Origin of the sequence: Nocardia halotolerans (assembly GCF_042650145.1) — a bacterium.
Lineage (GTDB): Bacteria > Actinomycetota > Actinomycetes > Mycobacteriales > Mycobacteriaceae > Nocardia > Nocardia halotolerans.
In genome coordinates this window covers 147,263-159,978 of the sequence record NZ_JBHSDL010000002.1, presented here as the reverse complement: position 1 = coordinate 159,978, position 12,716 = coordinate 147,263, and the positions used below count along the sequence as shown (strand labels likewise).

Here is a 12,716-nt window from a genome sequence, read left to right as displayed (position 1 = left end):
CACCGATCTCAGAGCCGCGATTGCACTTCGGCGGAGATGAGTTCCAGATGATCGAGATCGGCGAGATCGAGGATCTGCAGGTAGATCCGGCTCGCACCGATCTCGCGGTAGCGCGCGATCTTGTCGACGACCTCGGCGGGCGAACCGGCCAGGCCGTTGTCCTTCAGTTCGTCGACGTCGCGGCCGATCGCGGCGGCCCGGCGCGCCACCTCGGCATCGGTGCGCCCGACACAGGCGACCAGCGCGTTGGAGTACACCAGGTCGTCGGCGCGCCCGGCCGCGCGTATCGCGGCGCGGACCCGGTCGAACTGGGCGGCACTGTCGGCGACCGAGGCGAACGGCATGTTGAACTCGGTGGCGTAGCGGGCGGCCAGGCGCGGGGTGCGGACCTTGCCGTGGCCGCCGACCACCACCGGCATCGGGTGTTGCACGGGTTGGGCCAGGGCGGGGGAGTCGCTGAGCTGATAGTGCTCGCCCGCGAAGTCGAACGTCTCACCGGGCGGGGTGTTCCACAGGCCGGTGACGATGGCGAGCTGTTCCTCGAGCAGACCGAAGCGGTTGTCGGGGAACGGGATGCCGTAGGCGGCGTGTTCGGCGGCGTACCAGCCGCTGCCCAGGCCCAGTTCCACCCGACCGCCCGACATCTGATCCACCTGGGCGACCTGGATGGCCAGCGGTCCGGGCAGCCGGAAGGTCGCGGCGGTGACCAGGGTGCCCAGGCGGATCCGGGAGGTGTCCCTGGCCAGCCCGGCCAGGGTGATCCAGGCGTCGGTGGGGCCGGGCTGCCCCGAGGCGTCGCCCATGGCGAGATAGTGGTCGGAGCGGAAGAACGCGTCGAAGTCGAGTTCCTCGGCGGCGCGCGCCACCGACAGCAGCGTGTCGTAGTCGGCGCCCTGCTGGGGCTCGGTGAAGATGCGGAGGTCCATGATCACCATCGTGCCCGACTCGGGCGGGCCGGACCCGCTTCGCCTGCCGCGGCGTGCGCGAGTATGTGAGTCCGGGATGTGATCGTTCAGCGCGAGGAGGTCGTGTGGTGGGCAAGCCCGTCATTGTTGTCATGGGAGTCTCGGGGTGCGGCAAGTCCACGGTGGGCGCGCTGATCGCGGGCCGGCTGGAGTTGCCCTACGCGGAGGGCGACGGTTTCCATCCGCTGCCCAATATCGAGAAGATGGCCGCGGGCATCCCGCTCGACGACGCGGACCGGGCGCCGTGGCTCGATCTCGTTGCCGACTGGCTCGGGGAGCACCGCACCGACGGCGGCGTCATCGCCTGCTCGGCGCTCAAGCGCGCCTACCGTGACCGGTTGCGCGCGGGCGCCCCGAACGCCTACTTCGTGTTGCTGTCGGCGCCGCGCGCGGAGCTCGAACGGCGACTGGCCGCCCGGCTCGGGCACTTCATGCCGACGACCCTGCTGGATTCACAGCTGGCGACCCTGGAACCGCTGGAGCCCGACGAGGCCGGGGTCACCCTCGACGCCACGGCCGGACAACAGCTGCTCGTGACCGAGGCGATCGAGGCCTGGAACGCCACTCACCGCTGAAACAGTGGATGCAGTTCGGCCACCGGCGCGAGCATCAGGGCGGTGCCCGCGACGAGGGCGGACAGGCACGCCGCGGCGAAGAACAGCACCCACAGCAATGCGGGCAGATGGGTGAGCCTGGCGAGCTGGTCGGCATCGGACACGCCGGGCCCGCGTTGCCTGCGCCTGCCACGCTGCATCTCGAGTACCGGACGCACCGAGGCCGCGAGCAGGAACCAGGCGGCCAGGTAGGCGAATCCGGCCTGGAGCAGGTCGTCGCCGAACCAGGAGACCCCGAACACCGCCGCGCCGAGCACCAGCACGGTGAGCACGCCGTAGACATTGCGCACCTTGATCAGGACGGCGGCCAGCATCGCCAGGGTCGCCCACAGCATCACCGTCACCCGGCCCGAACCCAGCAGCGCCGCGTAGCCGAGACCGAGCAGGGCGGGGGCGGGGTAGCCCGCGGCGGCGGTGATGATCATCCCGAGTCCGGTCGGTTTGCCGCTGGACACGGTGAGCCCGGAGGTGTCGGTGTGCAGGGTGATCGCGTGCAGCCGGCGTCCGGTGCACAGGGCGAACAGCGCGTGTCCGCCCTCGTGTGCCACGGTGACCGCCGCTCTGGTCAGGCGCCACAGCGGGCGGTACCCGACGAGAACCAGCGCCAGCACGGCGGTGGCGAGCACCAACCACCACGGCGGTGCGGGTTGCGGGGCGAGCAGTCGATCGAACGAAGAGCTGACGGATCCGGTGTCCACTGCCGCACTTTAGCCGCGATTCGGCGCCACCACCGCCCGGTCGTTCGGCCACCGATCGCCGGCCGACGCGAAATCCGCGCTGTGCCAATGGGTCCCGTTTCACCGCGGCCGCACCGCGGGCGGTCGGCCGTGATAGCAATAGGCATGCAGATGCGACCGCACCGATGGACCCCGCCTCGCCCCACCGCCCGTGCCGGGCAGACACAGAGCCAGCCCCCGCTACCGTCGGTGCGGTTGCTGCCGGTGCCCGAGGCCGGCCCCGAGGACGTGGTGCTGATGCCCGACGGGCGGGTGGTCACCGGTACCGAGGACGGCGCGATCCTGCGCATCGATCCGGCCGACGGTGCCGTCGAAAAGATCGCCCAGACCCCGGGCCGGCCGCTGGGCATGCACGCCTACCCCGACGGTTCACTGCTGATCTGCGTGGCGGGCCACGGCATACTCCGGCTTCCCGCGCCCGGCGCCGAACTCGAAACCCTGCTCGGTGACATCGACGGTGTGCCGCTGCTCTTCCCCAGCAACGTGGTCGGCGACGACGACGGCACCGTCTACTTCTCCCTCTCCTCGCGGCGGTGGCCGTTCGAACAGTGGATGGGTGACATCCTCGAGCACTCCGGCAGCGGGCAACTGCTGCGCCGTGACCCGGACGGCCGGGTGACGGTGCTGATCGAGAGCCTGCAGTTCGGCAACGGTGTGGTGCTGGCGCCGGACCGCTCCTGCGTGCTGGTCGCCGAAACCGGCGCCTACCGGATCACCCGGTACTGGCTGTCGGGTCCGCGGGCAGGCACCCACGATCATCTCGTCGAGAATCTCCCCGGCTCACCCGACAACATGTCGGTCGGCAGCGACGGACTGGTCTGGGTCGGCATGGTCGCCCCGCGAAACCCGCTGCTGGACAAGATGCTCGCGTGGCCCGGTATATTCCGGCGACTGGCCTGGGCGCTTCCCGATCGGCTCCAGCCGGCCGCCGCCCGCAGCGCGTGGGTGCCTTCGACTTCGACGGCACCCTCGTACACGACCTGCAGCGCACGGGCGAGGACTACGCCATGGTCACCGCGGTCGTCGAACGCCAGGGCACCCTGTATCTGGGCAGTCTTTCCGAATCGGCGGTCGCGGTGACCACCGTGCCGTGAACAGGGCAGTATCGTCGATAGCCGACCCGGCACCGCAGAGGGGATGGCCCGACGATGTCCAAGCCCTGCCTGTTACTCCAGCTGCGCCCTGAGCGCGCGGCCGCCGATGACGAGTACGCCGCGATCCTGCGAGCGGCCGACCTCGCTGCCGCGGAGGTGGTGCGCGTCCAGATGGACCGCGGACTTCCCGAGGTCGATCTGGACGAGTTCGGTGCGGTGATCGTCGGCGGCGGACCGAGCAATGTGAGCGCACCCGAGCACGAGAAGTACGAGTACCAGCGACGGTTCGAACCGCCGCTGCGCCGGTTGGTGGCCGAGATCGTCGACCGGGACCTCCCGTACTTCGGCGCCTGCTACGGGCTGGGCATCCTGGCCGAGGTACTCGGTGGTGAGGTCGGCACCGAGCGCTACGGCGAGGCCGTCGGGGCGAGCACGATCGTGTTGACCGACGGTGTCGACGACCCGTTGCTCACCGATATCCCGCGGTCCTTCCGTGCCTTCGTCGGGCACAAGGAGGCGTGTCAGGACGTGCCGCCCGGCGCGGTGCTGCTGGCCGGATCGACCGGTTGCCCGGTGCAGATGATCCGGGTGCGGCGCAATGTCTATGCCACCCAGTTCCACCCCGAACTCGACAGCAACGGGCTGGCGGTGCGCATCGAAACCTATCGGCACGCGGGCTATTTCGATCCCAGCGAGGCGGACATGCTGGCCGAACTCGGACGCCGTGAGACGGTGCCGGTACCGCGGGAACTGCTGCGCCGCTTCGCGGTGGGCTATCGCGAGCCACGCCGGTAGCCGCGGTCCGGAGTCAGCGGAGGCTGGAGGGCACGGGGTGGTCGGGATCCAGGGCAGGCAGACCATCGATGCTGACAGAGTTGTCACCGGCGATGCGGCGGGCGAAATCGGCGTCGGTGCGGCGGGTGTGGGCCTGGTCGAGCACGGGTCGTTCCTCTACCAGTTCCAGGCGGGGCACGCCCCAACCGCACGAATCGGCGATACGCTCCACCGAAACCGTCACCACGGCACGGATGCCGGGATGCTCGGTGCCGAAATGCGCACGCAACTGCTCGAATTCGGTGGAATCGGGGCGCACGATCCGCCCGGTGCCCGACAGGCGCAGGATGCGGGCCACCCGGTCGAAGGAGCAGAACATCACGGTGATGCGGCCGTTGTCCCGCAAGTGCGCGATGGTCTCGGAGCCGCTGCCGAACAGATCGAGGTAGGCGATGGTGTGCTCGTCGAGCACGGCGAAGGTGTCGCGGTAACCCTTGGGGGACACGTTCACGTGGCCACCGTCCGAGGGCGCGGTGCCGACGAAGAACATCGGTTGTGCGGCGATGAACGCGCGCAACTTGTCGTCGATCCGGTCGAACACTTTGCCCATGACGCACTCCCTCGTCTCACCCGGTGGCGAGCTCCCCGTTGATCGAGTGTAGTCAGAGAGGACGCCGGTTCCGGCAGCCGGCCGAGCGGACAGGACCACCGGTCCGAGCCCGAGAGAGGTCCTCGACGCTGTCCTCAGTGGGCATGCCTGCGGCTTTCGGACTGCGGTCAGCCGTTGATCGCTTTGCGGGTCAATTCGAGCGAACGGATACGGGCGTCGAGGTCGTAGACGAGCGTGGTGAGCATGAGCTCGTCGGGTGCGGTCGCCTCGAGCAGGTGCGCGGCCTGGGCGCGCACTGTTTCCGGCGAACCCTGGAGCTGGCCGGCCTTGCGCTGCGCGGCGAAATGCCGCTCGGCATCGTTGCCGGGGAAAGCCGCCGCTTGCTCGGGGGTGGCCATCGCCTGCGGCCGGCCCGATCGCAGGTTGGCGAAGGCCAGGTCGCGCGGTGCGGCGAGCCGGTCGGCTTCGGCGTCGGTATCGGCGCAGACCGACGAGGCGGCCACGATGGTGTAGGGCTCGCTGCGGGTCGGTGACGGCCGGAAGTTGTCGCGGTAGAGCTGTAGGGCCGCGGCGGTGTTGTCCGGGGCGATGTGATGGGCGAACGCGAACGGCAGGCCGAGCGCCGCGGCCACCTGGGCGCTGAAGCCGCTCGAACCGAGTAGCCACACCTCCGGTTCCGCGCCCAGACCCGGGCTGGCGACGATGCCGTCCGGGTCGCTGCCGCGGAAGAAACCGATCAGCGTGGTGAGCTCGCGGGGGAACGAATCCCCGGCGAGTCCCTCGGCATTGCGGCGCAGGGCGCGAGCCGTCACCGGGTCGGTGCCCGGCGCGCGGCCGATGCCCAGGTCGATGCGTCCCGGATGCAGGGACTCGAGCGTGCCGAACTGTTCGGCGACGACCAGCGGCGGATGATTGGGCAGCATCACCCCACCGGAACCGACCCGGATGCGCGAGGTCGACGCGGCCAGATGCGCGAGCACCACGGCGGGCGCGGCGCTGGCGATGCCGGGCATGTTGTGGTGTTCGGCCACCCAGAACCGCCGGAAGTCGAGCTCCTCGGCATGCTGGGCGAAGCGGGTGGTCGCGTGCAGCGCGTCGCCCGCGGTCGCGTCGACCTGCACCGGCGCCAGGTCCAGGACCGACAAAGTGACCGGGCTCATGAGCCTCCTCCAAAAAGTGACAACCCCTCTGTAAGCCAACCCGGGCGCGGTCGCCGGTATTTCCGGGGTGATCCGCGGCACGGTGACCGCGCGCGGCCGCGCGCCCCGGTTTGCTGGAAAGCCGCTGGCAGACAAGCGTTTTCTGTCATACCCCACCGGTATCGTGGAAATGTCACACAACCGGCCCGGGGCGAGTGTGGCCGGGTCGTGCGAGAACGGGGGCACATGATGAGTGACAACGAACGCGGCGATCTGCGGCCGCCACGCCGGCACGGCAGCACCTGGCGGGAATCGGAATACCGGGTACTGGCCGACGACCTGCGCGCCGGTGCCGACCTGGCCCGCACCGCCCGCACCCTCGGACGCACCGAGTCGGCGGTGCGCACCGCGCTGCGCAACTTCGTGCCGCCCGAAGACCGGGTGAGCGCCGCCGAACGCGAACACTGGATCCGCAGGCGCTTGGTCGCCGAACCGGAATGGGACTGGTGGGCGGTGGTGGTCGAGCACCATCACCGCTCCCGCAGCAGGTTGTGGTGCACCGGCCACGAGCACCGCGCCCGCATCGGCTGGCGCAGACGTACGCCGATGCCGGCCCTCGCGCAGGAACTGGGCACCTCGGAACTGTCGGTCGCCGAACTACTACGCGCTCTCGGCCTGGTCGAGAGCATCGACGAAGCCGCCGACCGGCTGGGCGCCACCCCGGGCCTGGCCCTGGCCGAACGGATCTCGGCGCGCCGCGACGATGCCGCGGGCGCCCGCTGGATTCTGGTGATCGACGGCGCGTCGGGCACCACGAGGCCCCGCAACGCACCCACCCGCCGCCAGATCTCCTGCCACGAGACCCGCGCCGCCGCCGAAGCCGAACGCGACCGGGTGCTCGCCTGGCATCAGCGCATCGGGCCGGTCGACACCGAAACCCCGGTGCGATGGACCATCGCCGAACGCGCCCTCGGCGCCACCACCGGCCCCACCCGCTGCGGCGAATACGATCCCACCGCACCCACCGGCGGCCGGCTCGGTGCCGAAGCGCTCGTCGTCGGCGACCTCATCCGCGTCGCCGTTCCCGGCGGGGGTTTCCTGCAGGACCGCATCACCGCGATCACCCGGGCCGGCGCGGGCGCACCCGTCGTCGTCGACCTGGCGCCGGTGGCGAACTCGCGCGTCCGCCGCGTCGTCGAGTTCGGGCCGGGCGAGCGCGTCGAGGTGGTGCGGTTGTCCCGAGATCGAGCCGGCTGACTCGTCACGGCAGCCGGCTCGACGACTTCGTGTTCGCTGCCACGGAGTTCCACCGGCAGACCACCCGCCGGGCACGATCACCGATCCGCAGCTGTGGGTTTGTCCGAACATGCCCACAGCTACGGGTATGCGCCGTTCGACGGGCGCGGCTGCCTCGCCGAGCTCATCGAGACAGCCGGAGTTCTGTTGTCGGCTTCTCTATGCCGGAATTCGGACGCACGCGATGTGCTGTTTCGGGCCGGCCGAGCGTCGGACTCGACCGGCCATCGCCGACGCGCCGAAGAATGACGCAGAAACGATGCATCACGTAGTGGACGGTGTCACAATCGAAACGTGGATGCAGAGCAAACAGCGATTGCACTCGGACCTCACGAACCCGGCACCGGCGACGACGGCTCTGCGCAGTTCGCGCAGTGGCTCGCGCACACGCAAGCCTCGGTGCGCGGTCACGTCGATGAGTTCGTTCGCGCGCGCTGCACGGCAGAACTGGATCCGGCGGGGTTCTCGCTACCTGCTCAGCTGATGATCGACTTCGTGTCGGGCGGCAAGTGCATACGGTCGGTGTTCGGCTATCTGGGCTGGTTGTGTGGTGGTGTCGGTGAGTCCGAACCCGCGCTGCGCGCGGCCGCGAGCGCCGAGCTGCTGCACGCGTTCGCGCTCGTGCAGGACGACGTGATGGACGAGTCCCAGGTCAGGCGGGGACGGCAGGCGGCCCATCGGCGTCTGGCCGCATGGCACACCGATCAGGGGTTGTCGGGATCATCGGCCCGATTCGGTGAGTCCGCGGCGATCCTCGTCGCCGATCTGTACCTGGTGTGGGCTGAGCGCATGCTGCGCGAAAGTGGCGTCACGGCAGCCGCGTTGGATCGAGCATGGCCACGGTATGACTCGATGCGAAGCGAATTGGCAGTAGGTCAGCTCGCGGATTTGTCCAATGACGCCAACCGCGTTCCGACCTTGGGCGCGGTGATGGACATCGCGCGCCGTAAATCCGGCAACTACACCGTGCGCCGACCTCTCGAACTGGGTGCGGCGATGGCCGGCTGCGACGAGACGGTGATGCGCCTCCTCGGTGAATACGGCGAAGTGATCGGGGAAGCGTTCCAGCTCCGTGACGACCTGCTCGGCATCTTCGGCGACCCCACGACTACCGGGAAACCTACCGGCGACGATGTCCGAGAACGAAAGGCAACCACCGTGATCGCGCTGGCTGATCAGCTCGCCGGGCCGTCGGACCGCGCTCGGCTACGAGATCTCTGGCGGGGACAGGTTATCGATGAGCAAGGCGTAGCCCTGGCGCAGGCGGTGATCACCGACAGCGGCGCACGACAGCGCGCTGAGCAGATGATCGGCGACCGCGTCGAACACGCGCGTTGGGTCCTCGACGTCGCAGATCTCGAACCATCGGTGACCGACACGCTGCACCGAATGGCGCTGTTGTGCACCCGCCGCACGCACTGACCCACCTGCACGTGCTACCGGAAGTCCGGCCGAGAGGTAGAGATGCGAACGATATCGGGAAGAACTGATGAGGTGGTCGTCGTCGGTGCCGGTCTGGCCGGGCTGGCCGCAGCGTTGCACCTGGCGGGGCGCGGTCGCACTGTCACGGTAGTGGAGCGCGACTCGGTCGCCGGCGGCCGAGCTGGACGGCGCGATGTGGATGGCTTTCTGCTCGACACCGGGCCGTCGGTGCTCACCATGCCCGACATCGTCGCTGACACCCTCGCCGCGGTCGGTGAAAGTCTCGAATCCCGGCTGGACTTGTTGCCGGTTGTTCCTGCCTACCGCGCACATTTCGCCGACGGCAGTGGGTTGGATGTGCACACCGACGCCATGGCGATGGAGGAATCGGTGTCGGCGTTCGCCGGGCCCAAGGAAGTCGAGGGGTATCGCCGGCTGCGCGCGTGGTTGAGCGAGCTGTACCGCGTGGAATTCGATCGGTTCATCGCCGCGAACGTCGATTCCCCATTCTCGCTGTTGACGCCGGCGCTCGCGCGGTTGATCGCCTTGGGCGGATTCCGGCGTCTCGACAGAGCGGTCGCATCTTTTCTGAACGACGAACGGCTGCGCCGGGTGTTCACCTTCCAATCCCTCTACGCAGGTGTATCACCCCAGCGAGCCCTGGCGCTGTACGCGGTGATCTCCTACATGGACACCGTGGGCGGGGTCTACTTTCCGCGCGGAGGGATGCGCGCGCTGCCGGACGCCCTGGCCGCCGCTGCCGTCGATGCCGGTGTGAAGTTCTGCTACGGCGAAACAGCCCAGGACCTGGAACGGAACGGTTCACGCATCACCGCGGTGCGCACCGAGCACCGGCGACGGATCCCTTGCGACGCAGTCGTTCTGGCGACCGAACTGCCCACCGCCTACGAGTTGCTCGATCGCTGCCCGCGCCGCCCGATCAGCCGGCGCCCGGCGCCATCCGCGGTCGTCATGCACGTCGGCTTTCCCGCCGCGGTGCCGACCGCACATCACAACCTTGTGTTCGGCGGCGCATGGAAACAAACCTTCGACGAACTGATCGGGTCGGGGCAGCTGATGACAGACCCATCACTGCTGGTGACCCGGCCGACTGCGACCGATCCCGCCCTCGCCCCGCACGGCCGCGATCTGTTCACCGTTCTCGCTCCGGTACCCAACCTCTACCGCGGCAAGGACCTGGATTGGGACCGTCGCGCCACCGCTTACAGCGAGGAACTCGCGGCGATCGTCGAGGACCGGTTGGTCCCGGGATTCATCAAGGACTCCACGATCATGCACGTGGACACCCCCGCCGATTGGGCACGGCAGGGCATGCTGGCCGGTACTCCGTTCTCACTCGCGCACACCTTCGCCCAAACCGGTCCATTTCGTCCCGCGAATTTGCCACGCGGCGCGACCAATGCGGTGCTGGCCGGCTGTGGCACCGTGCCCGGCGTCGGCGTGCCGACGGCCTTGTTGTCGGGTCGCCTCGCCGCCGACCGTGTCACCGGCACGGTGTCGAAATCGCGGTCTTCGACTTCCACCCCGACAAGGAGTAATCGACGATGATGCGCACCGAACTCGACGCCGCCGGTATCCGCGCTGCCGGGCTACGTGAGTCCTACCAGCGATGCCGGGAACTCAACGCGCGCCATGGACGCACTTTCTTCCTCGCCACCCGGCTGCTCGCACCCGCCCAACGCCCCGCGATCCACGCTCTCTACGGTTTTGCCCGGTGGGTGGACGACATCGTCGACGAACCCCGGATCGACGAGGCGGCCGGCGCTGCGGAGGCACGACTGGACGCCGTGGCGCGGGCCCTGCGCGACAGCCTTTGCGGTACCCCCGGCGATGACCCGATATTTGCCGCGCTGGCCGATACCAGCGCCAGATACCGGATCGACCACTCCCTGTTCGACGACTTCCTCGACTCGATGCGAATGGATCTGACGGTGACCGACTACCAGGACCGGGCCGCGCTGGATCGTTATATGCACGGTTCGGCAGCAGTGATCGGCCTGCAAGTTCTGCCCGTGCTCGGCACCGTGGGCTCGAATGCCGATGCTGCCCCCTACGCAGCGGCACTGGGCAGAGCATTTCAGCTCACCAACTTCCTTCGGGACATCGCCGAAGACCTCGACCGCGGCCGGGTGTATCTACCCGCCGACGAATTGGCCGCTTTCGGTGTCGATCGCGCCCGGCTGCAGTGGTGCAGGACGCATCGACGCACCGACGCCAGGGTGCGATCAGCGCTGGCTGCGCAACACGCTGTCGCCCGAGCTTGGTACAGATACGCCGATACCGGCATTTCCCTGCTACATCCGGTGTCGCGACCATGTGTGGCTACCGCAGCCACGCTGTACTCAGGAATTCTCGACCGTATCGAAGACACCCGGTTCGCGGTGTTTTCCGAGCGGGCCACCGTCGGCAACGCGCGCCGGGTTCGTGTCGCCGGGTCAGCGTTGGCTCGCGCACTGTGGGCGCGGCGGGGCGACCGCGCACGCGCCCTGCCCCAGGTCGGCTATTTTGTGCGGTGAGTACCCGATCCTTCGAGGATCGTGGAGCGTATGAATCGCCTGTTTCGCCACTGGGACCACGTGTTGTCGACCGAGAGCTGGGTGACACGATGCAAAGCTGGCAGTACTTGATCGTCATGGGACTGTGTTGGGTGGGGACCTTGCCACTGGAGGTCTTCGGCGCGGGCGTGTATCGGCGCCCCGCCCGGAGCCTCCGTTGCATACTGCCGGTCGCCGCGGTGTTTCTGGTATGGGATGCGATCGCCATCGGTGCCGGAGTCTGGACCTTCAGCCCCCGTTATCTGACCGGGTGGTTGCTGCCCTTTGCGATACCGGTCGAGGAACTGGTCTTCTTCCTCGTCATACCGCTGTGCGCACTGCTCACCTACAACGCGGTCGAGGCGATACTTCAACGATTCCGCCCCGCCAGGACTTCCGCGCCGTCTTCGGAGCGGGCCCGATGACCGGTCTGGGCTATACGTTGCCAGCGGTGACAGCGGTGGTGCTGGTCTGCGCATGGGAGATCACGATCTTGCGGACCGGTTTGTTCCGGCGGCCCGGATATTGGTTGTCGATGATCATCGTGCTCAGCTTTCAGATCGTGGTCGACGGCTGGCTGACCAAACTCAGCGCACCTCTGGTGCTCTACGACTCCGCACATATCACCGGGATCCGCTTCCCGTGGGACATTCCGGTTGAGGATTTCCTGTTCGGCTTCGCCTTCGTCACCGCGGTCTTGCTGCTGTGGGAGCGCGAGCGAATCCGGGATCGAAAGGCCGGCTCATGAACGACTCTCGGATCAGTGCCACCGGACTACCGCGCGAGGAGGTCCCGAACGCCTTCGACGCGGCCGCCAACGACTACGACCGCCTCGTAGCGGTGAACCCCGGCTATCACAAACACCTGCGCATCTCCGCGCGTCGGATGCAACTGCCCGACCGTGGGAAAGGTTTGCGATTGCTCGACGCCGGCTGCGGCACCGGTGCTTCTACCGCCGCGTTGTTATCGGCCGCCCCGTACGCGGAGATCGTCGCTGTCGACGGGTCAGCACAGATGCTCGCGCGAGCGCGTACCAAACCGTGGCCCGATTCCGTCCGGTTCGTGCACAGCCGCATCGAGAACATCGAGGCCGCAGGCGTTGCCGGCCCCTTCGACGGAATCTTCGCCGCCTACCTCATGCGCAATCTCGCCGACCCTGACGCTCGACTGCGCGCGTTCGCAGCCCTGCTACGCCCAGGCGCCCCTCTGGGGGTGCACGAATACTCGGTGGCAGAATCGAGGTGGGCACGTGTGGTCTGGAACACGGTGTGCCGCACCATCATCGTGCCCGCCGGCTGGATGCTCAGCCGAGACGCCACCCTGTACCGGCACCTGCAACGAAGCGTCGTCTCCTTCGACAGCACCTCTCGATTCCGGGAGCGGCTGCGCGCCAACGGCTACACGGCCGTCCGCAGCGAAACCGTTCCAGGATGGCAACACGGCATCGTGCACACATTCCTGGCGACCCCCCGTCGATCTTCCGGCCTGGATGGGGGCGAGCGCTAGTGGA

The 12,716-nt window shown here is 68.4% G+C and carries 14 protein-coding genes; 10 read left to right on the top strand and 4 right to left on the bottom strand.

The window, feature by feature from the left end; genetic code table 11:
- Positions 1 to 8: 8 nt before the first annotated feature.
- Positions 9 to 926 (bottom strand): LLM class F420-dependent oxidoreductase, encoded by a 918-nt coding sequence (locus tag ACFO5K_RS01765; protein WP_378555334.1) that lies wholly within the window; start codon positions 924 to 926, stop codon positions 9 to 11.
- Between the two features lie 131 nt (positions 927 to 1,057).
- Between ACFO5K_RS01765 and ACFO5K_RS01760 the strand changes: the two genes are divergently transcribed.
- Positions 1,058 to 1,540 (top strand): gluconokinase, encoded by a 483-nt coding sequence (locus tag ACFO5K_RS01760; RefSeq protein ID WP_378555499.1) that lies wholly within the window; start codon positions 1,058 to 1,060, stop codon positions 1,538 to 1,540.
- Here the strand turns inward: ACFO5K_RS01760 and ACFO5K_RS01755 are convergent.
- Positions 1,531 to 2,277, bottom strand: a complete 747-nt coding sequence (locus tag ACFO5K_RS01755) for a M50 family metallopeptidase (RefSeq protein ID WP_378555333.1) — start codon at positions 2,275 to 2,277, stop codon at positions 1,531 to 1,533. The genes ACFO5K_RS01760 and ACFO5K_RS01755 overlap by 10 nt on opposite strands.
- Before the next feature lie 150 nt (positions 2,278 to 2,427).
- Between ACFO5K_RS01755 and ACFO5K_RS01750 the strand changes: the two genes are divergently transcribed.
- Both ACFO5K_RS01750 and ACFO5K_RS01745 read left to right on the top strand, forming a co-directional pair.
- Complete coding sequence (locus tag ACFO5K_RS01750) at positions 2,428 to 3,396, top strand: SMP-30/gluconolactonase/LRE family protein (protein WP_378555332.1); 969 nt, start codon at positions 2,428 to 2,430, stop codon at positions 3,394 to 3,396.
- Positions 3,397 to 3,464: 68 nt separating this feature from the next.
- Positions 3,465 to 4,205, top strand: coding sequence for a glutamine amidotransferase (locus tag ACFO5K_RS01745; protein WP_378555331.1), 741 nt, complete (start codon positions 3,465 to 3,467; stop codon positions 4,203 to 4,205).
- Positions 4,206 to 4,218: 13 nt separating this feature from the next.
- Here the strand turns inward: ACFO5K_RS01745 and ACFO5K_RS01740 are convergent, their stop codons facing one another.
- Complete coding sequence (locus ACFO5K_RS01740; RefSeq protein ID WP_378555330.1) at positions 4,219 to 4,794, bottom strand: pyridoxamine 5'-phosphate oxidase family protein; 576 nt, start codon at positions 4,792 to 4,794, stop codon at positions 4,219 to 4,221.
- A gap of 167 nt (positions 4,795 to 4,961) precedes the next feature.
- Positions 4,962 to 5,954: an LLM class flavin-dependent oxidoreductase gene (locus tag ACFO5K_RS01735; RefSeq protein WP_378555329.1), complete on the bottom strand. Its 993-nt coding sequence runs from the start codon at positions 5,952 to 5,954 to the stop codon at positions 4,962 to 4,964.
- 228 nt (positions 5,955 to 6,182) lie between these two features.
- Here ACFO5K_RS01735 and ACFO5K_RS01730 point away from each other — a divergent pair, with 228 nt between their 5' ends.
- From ACFO5K_RS01730 to ACFO5K_RS01700, 7 genes are all read left to right on the top strand, one after another.
- The gene (locus ACFO5K_RS01730; RefSeq protein ID WP_378555328.1) at positions 6,183 to 7,190 is read left to right on the top strand and encodes a hypothetical protein; all 1,008 of its coding nucleotides are present in this window, start codon (positions 6,183 to 6,185) and stop codon (positions 7,188 to 7,190) included.
- 333 nt (positions 7,191 to 7,523) lie between these two features.
- Positions 7,524 to 8,651, top strand: coding sequence for a polyprenyl synthetase family protein (locus ACFO5K_RS01725; protein ID WP_378555327.1), 1,128 nt, complete (start codon positions 7,524 to 7,526; stop codon positions 8,649 to 8,651).
- Between the two features lie 42 nt (positions 8,652 to 8,693).
- A complete protein-coding gene (crtI, locus tag ACFO5K_RS01720; protein WP_378555326.1) occupies positions 8,694 to 10,220 on the top strand; it encodes a phytoene desaturase family protein in 1,527 nt (508 codons plus the stop codon).
- Positions 10,217 to 11,188: a phytoene/squalene synthase family protein gene (locus ACFO5K_RS01715; RefSeq protein WP_378555325.1), complete on the top strand. Its 972-nt coding sequence runs from the start codon at positions 10,217 to 10,219 to the stop codon at positions 11,186 to 11,188. The genes crtI and ACFO5K_RS01715 overlap by 4 nt, the downstream gene beginning before the upstream one ends.
- 89 nt (positions 11,189 to 11,277) lie before the next feature.
- Positions 11,278 to 11,631, top strand: a complete 354-nt coding sequence (locus tag ACFO5K_RS01710) for a lycopene cyclase domain-containing protein (RefSeq protein WP_378555324.1) — start codon at positions 11,278 to 11,280, stop codon at positions 11,629 to 11,631.
- Positions 11,628 to 11,954, top strand: a complete 327-nt coding sequence (locus ACFO5K_RS01705) for a lycopene cyclase domain-containing protein (protein WP_378555323.1) — start codon at positions 11,628 to 11,630, stop codon at positions 11,952 to 11,954. The genes ACFO5K_RS01710 and ACFO5K_RS01705 overlap by 4 nt, the downstream gene beginning before the upstream one ends.
- Positions 11,951 to 12,712, top strand: a complete 762-nt coding sequence (locus ACFO5K_RS01700; protein ID WP_378555322.1) for a class I SAM-dependent DNA methyltransferase — start codon at positions 11,951 to 11,953, stop codon at positions 12,710 to 12,712. The genes ACFO5K_RS01705 and ACFO5K_RS01700 overlap by 4 nt, the downstream gene beginning before the upstream one ends.
- Positions 12,713 to 12,716 lie beyond the last annotated feature (4 nt).

What these genes read in the sequence shown, in the direction of transcription:
- ACFO5K_RS01765 (WP_378555334.1), bottom strand. Translation starts at nt 926, where the DNA reads ATGGACCTCCGCATCTTCACCGAGCCCCAGCAGGGCGCCGACTACGAC.
- ACFO5K_RS01760 (WP_378555499.1), top strand. Translation starts at nt 1,058, where the DNA reads ATGGGAGTCTCGGGGTGCGGCAAGTCCACGGTGGGCGCGCTGATCGCG.
- ACFO5K_RS01750 (WP_378555332.1), top strand. Translation starts at nt 2,428, where the DNA reads ATGCGACCGCACCGATGGACCCCGCCTCGCCCCACCGCCCGTGCCGGG.
- ACFO5K_RS01745 (WP_378555331.1), top strand. Translation starts at nt 3,465, where the DNA reads ATGTCCAAGCCCTGCCTGTTACTCCAGCTGCGCCCTGAGCGCGCGGCC.
- ACFO5K_RS01740 (WP_378555330.1), bottom strand. Translation starts at nt 4,794, where the DNA reads ATGGGCAAAGTGTTCGACCGGATCGACGACAAGTTGCGCGCGTTCATC.
- ACFO5K_RS01735 (WP_378555329.1), bottom strand. Translation starts at nt 5,954, where the DNA reads ATGAGCCCGGTCACTTTGTCGGTCCTGGACCTGGCGCCGGTGCAGGTC.
- ACFO5K_RS01730 (WP_378555328.1), top strand. Translation starts at nt 6,183, where the DNA reads ATGAGTGACAACGAACGCGGCGATCTGCGGCCGCCACGCCGGCACGGC.
- crtI (WP_378555326.1), top strand. Translation starts at nt 8,694, where the DNA reads ATGCGAACGATATCGGGAAGAACTGATGAGGTGGTCGTCGTCGGTGCC.
- ACFO5K_RS01715 (WP_378555325.1), top strand. Translation starts at nt 10,217, where the DNA reads ATGATGCGCACCGAACTCGACGCCGCCGGTATCCGCGCTGCCGGGCTA.
- ACFO5K_RS01710 (WP_378555324.1), top strand. Translation starts at nt 11,278, where the DNA reads ATGCAAAGCTGGCAGTACTTGATCGTCATGGGACTGTGTTGGGTGGGG.
- ACFO5K_RS01705 (WP_378555323.1), top strand. Translation starts at nt 11,628, where the DNA reads ATGACCGGTCTGGGCTATACGTTGCCAGCGGTGACAGCGGTGGTGCTG.
- ACFO5K_RS01700 (WP_378555322.1), top strand. Translation starts at nt 11,951, where the DNA reads ATGAACGACTCTCGGATCAGTGCCACCGGACTACCGCGCGAGGAGGTC.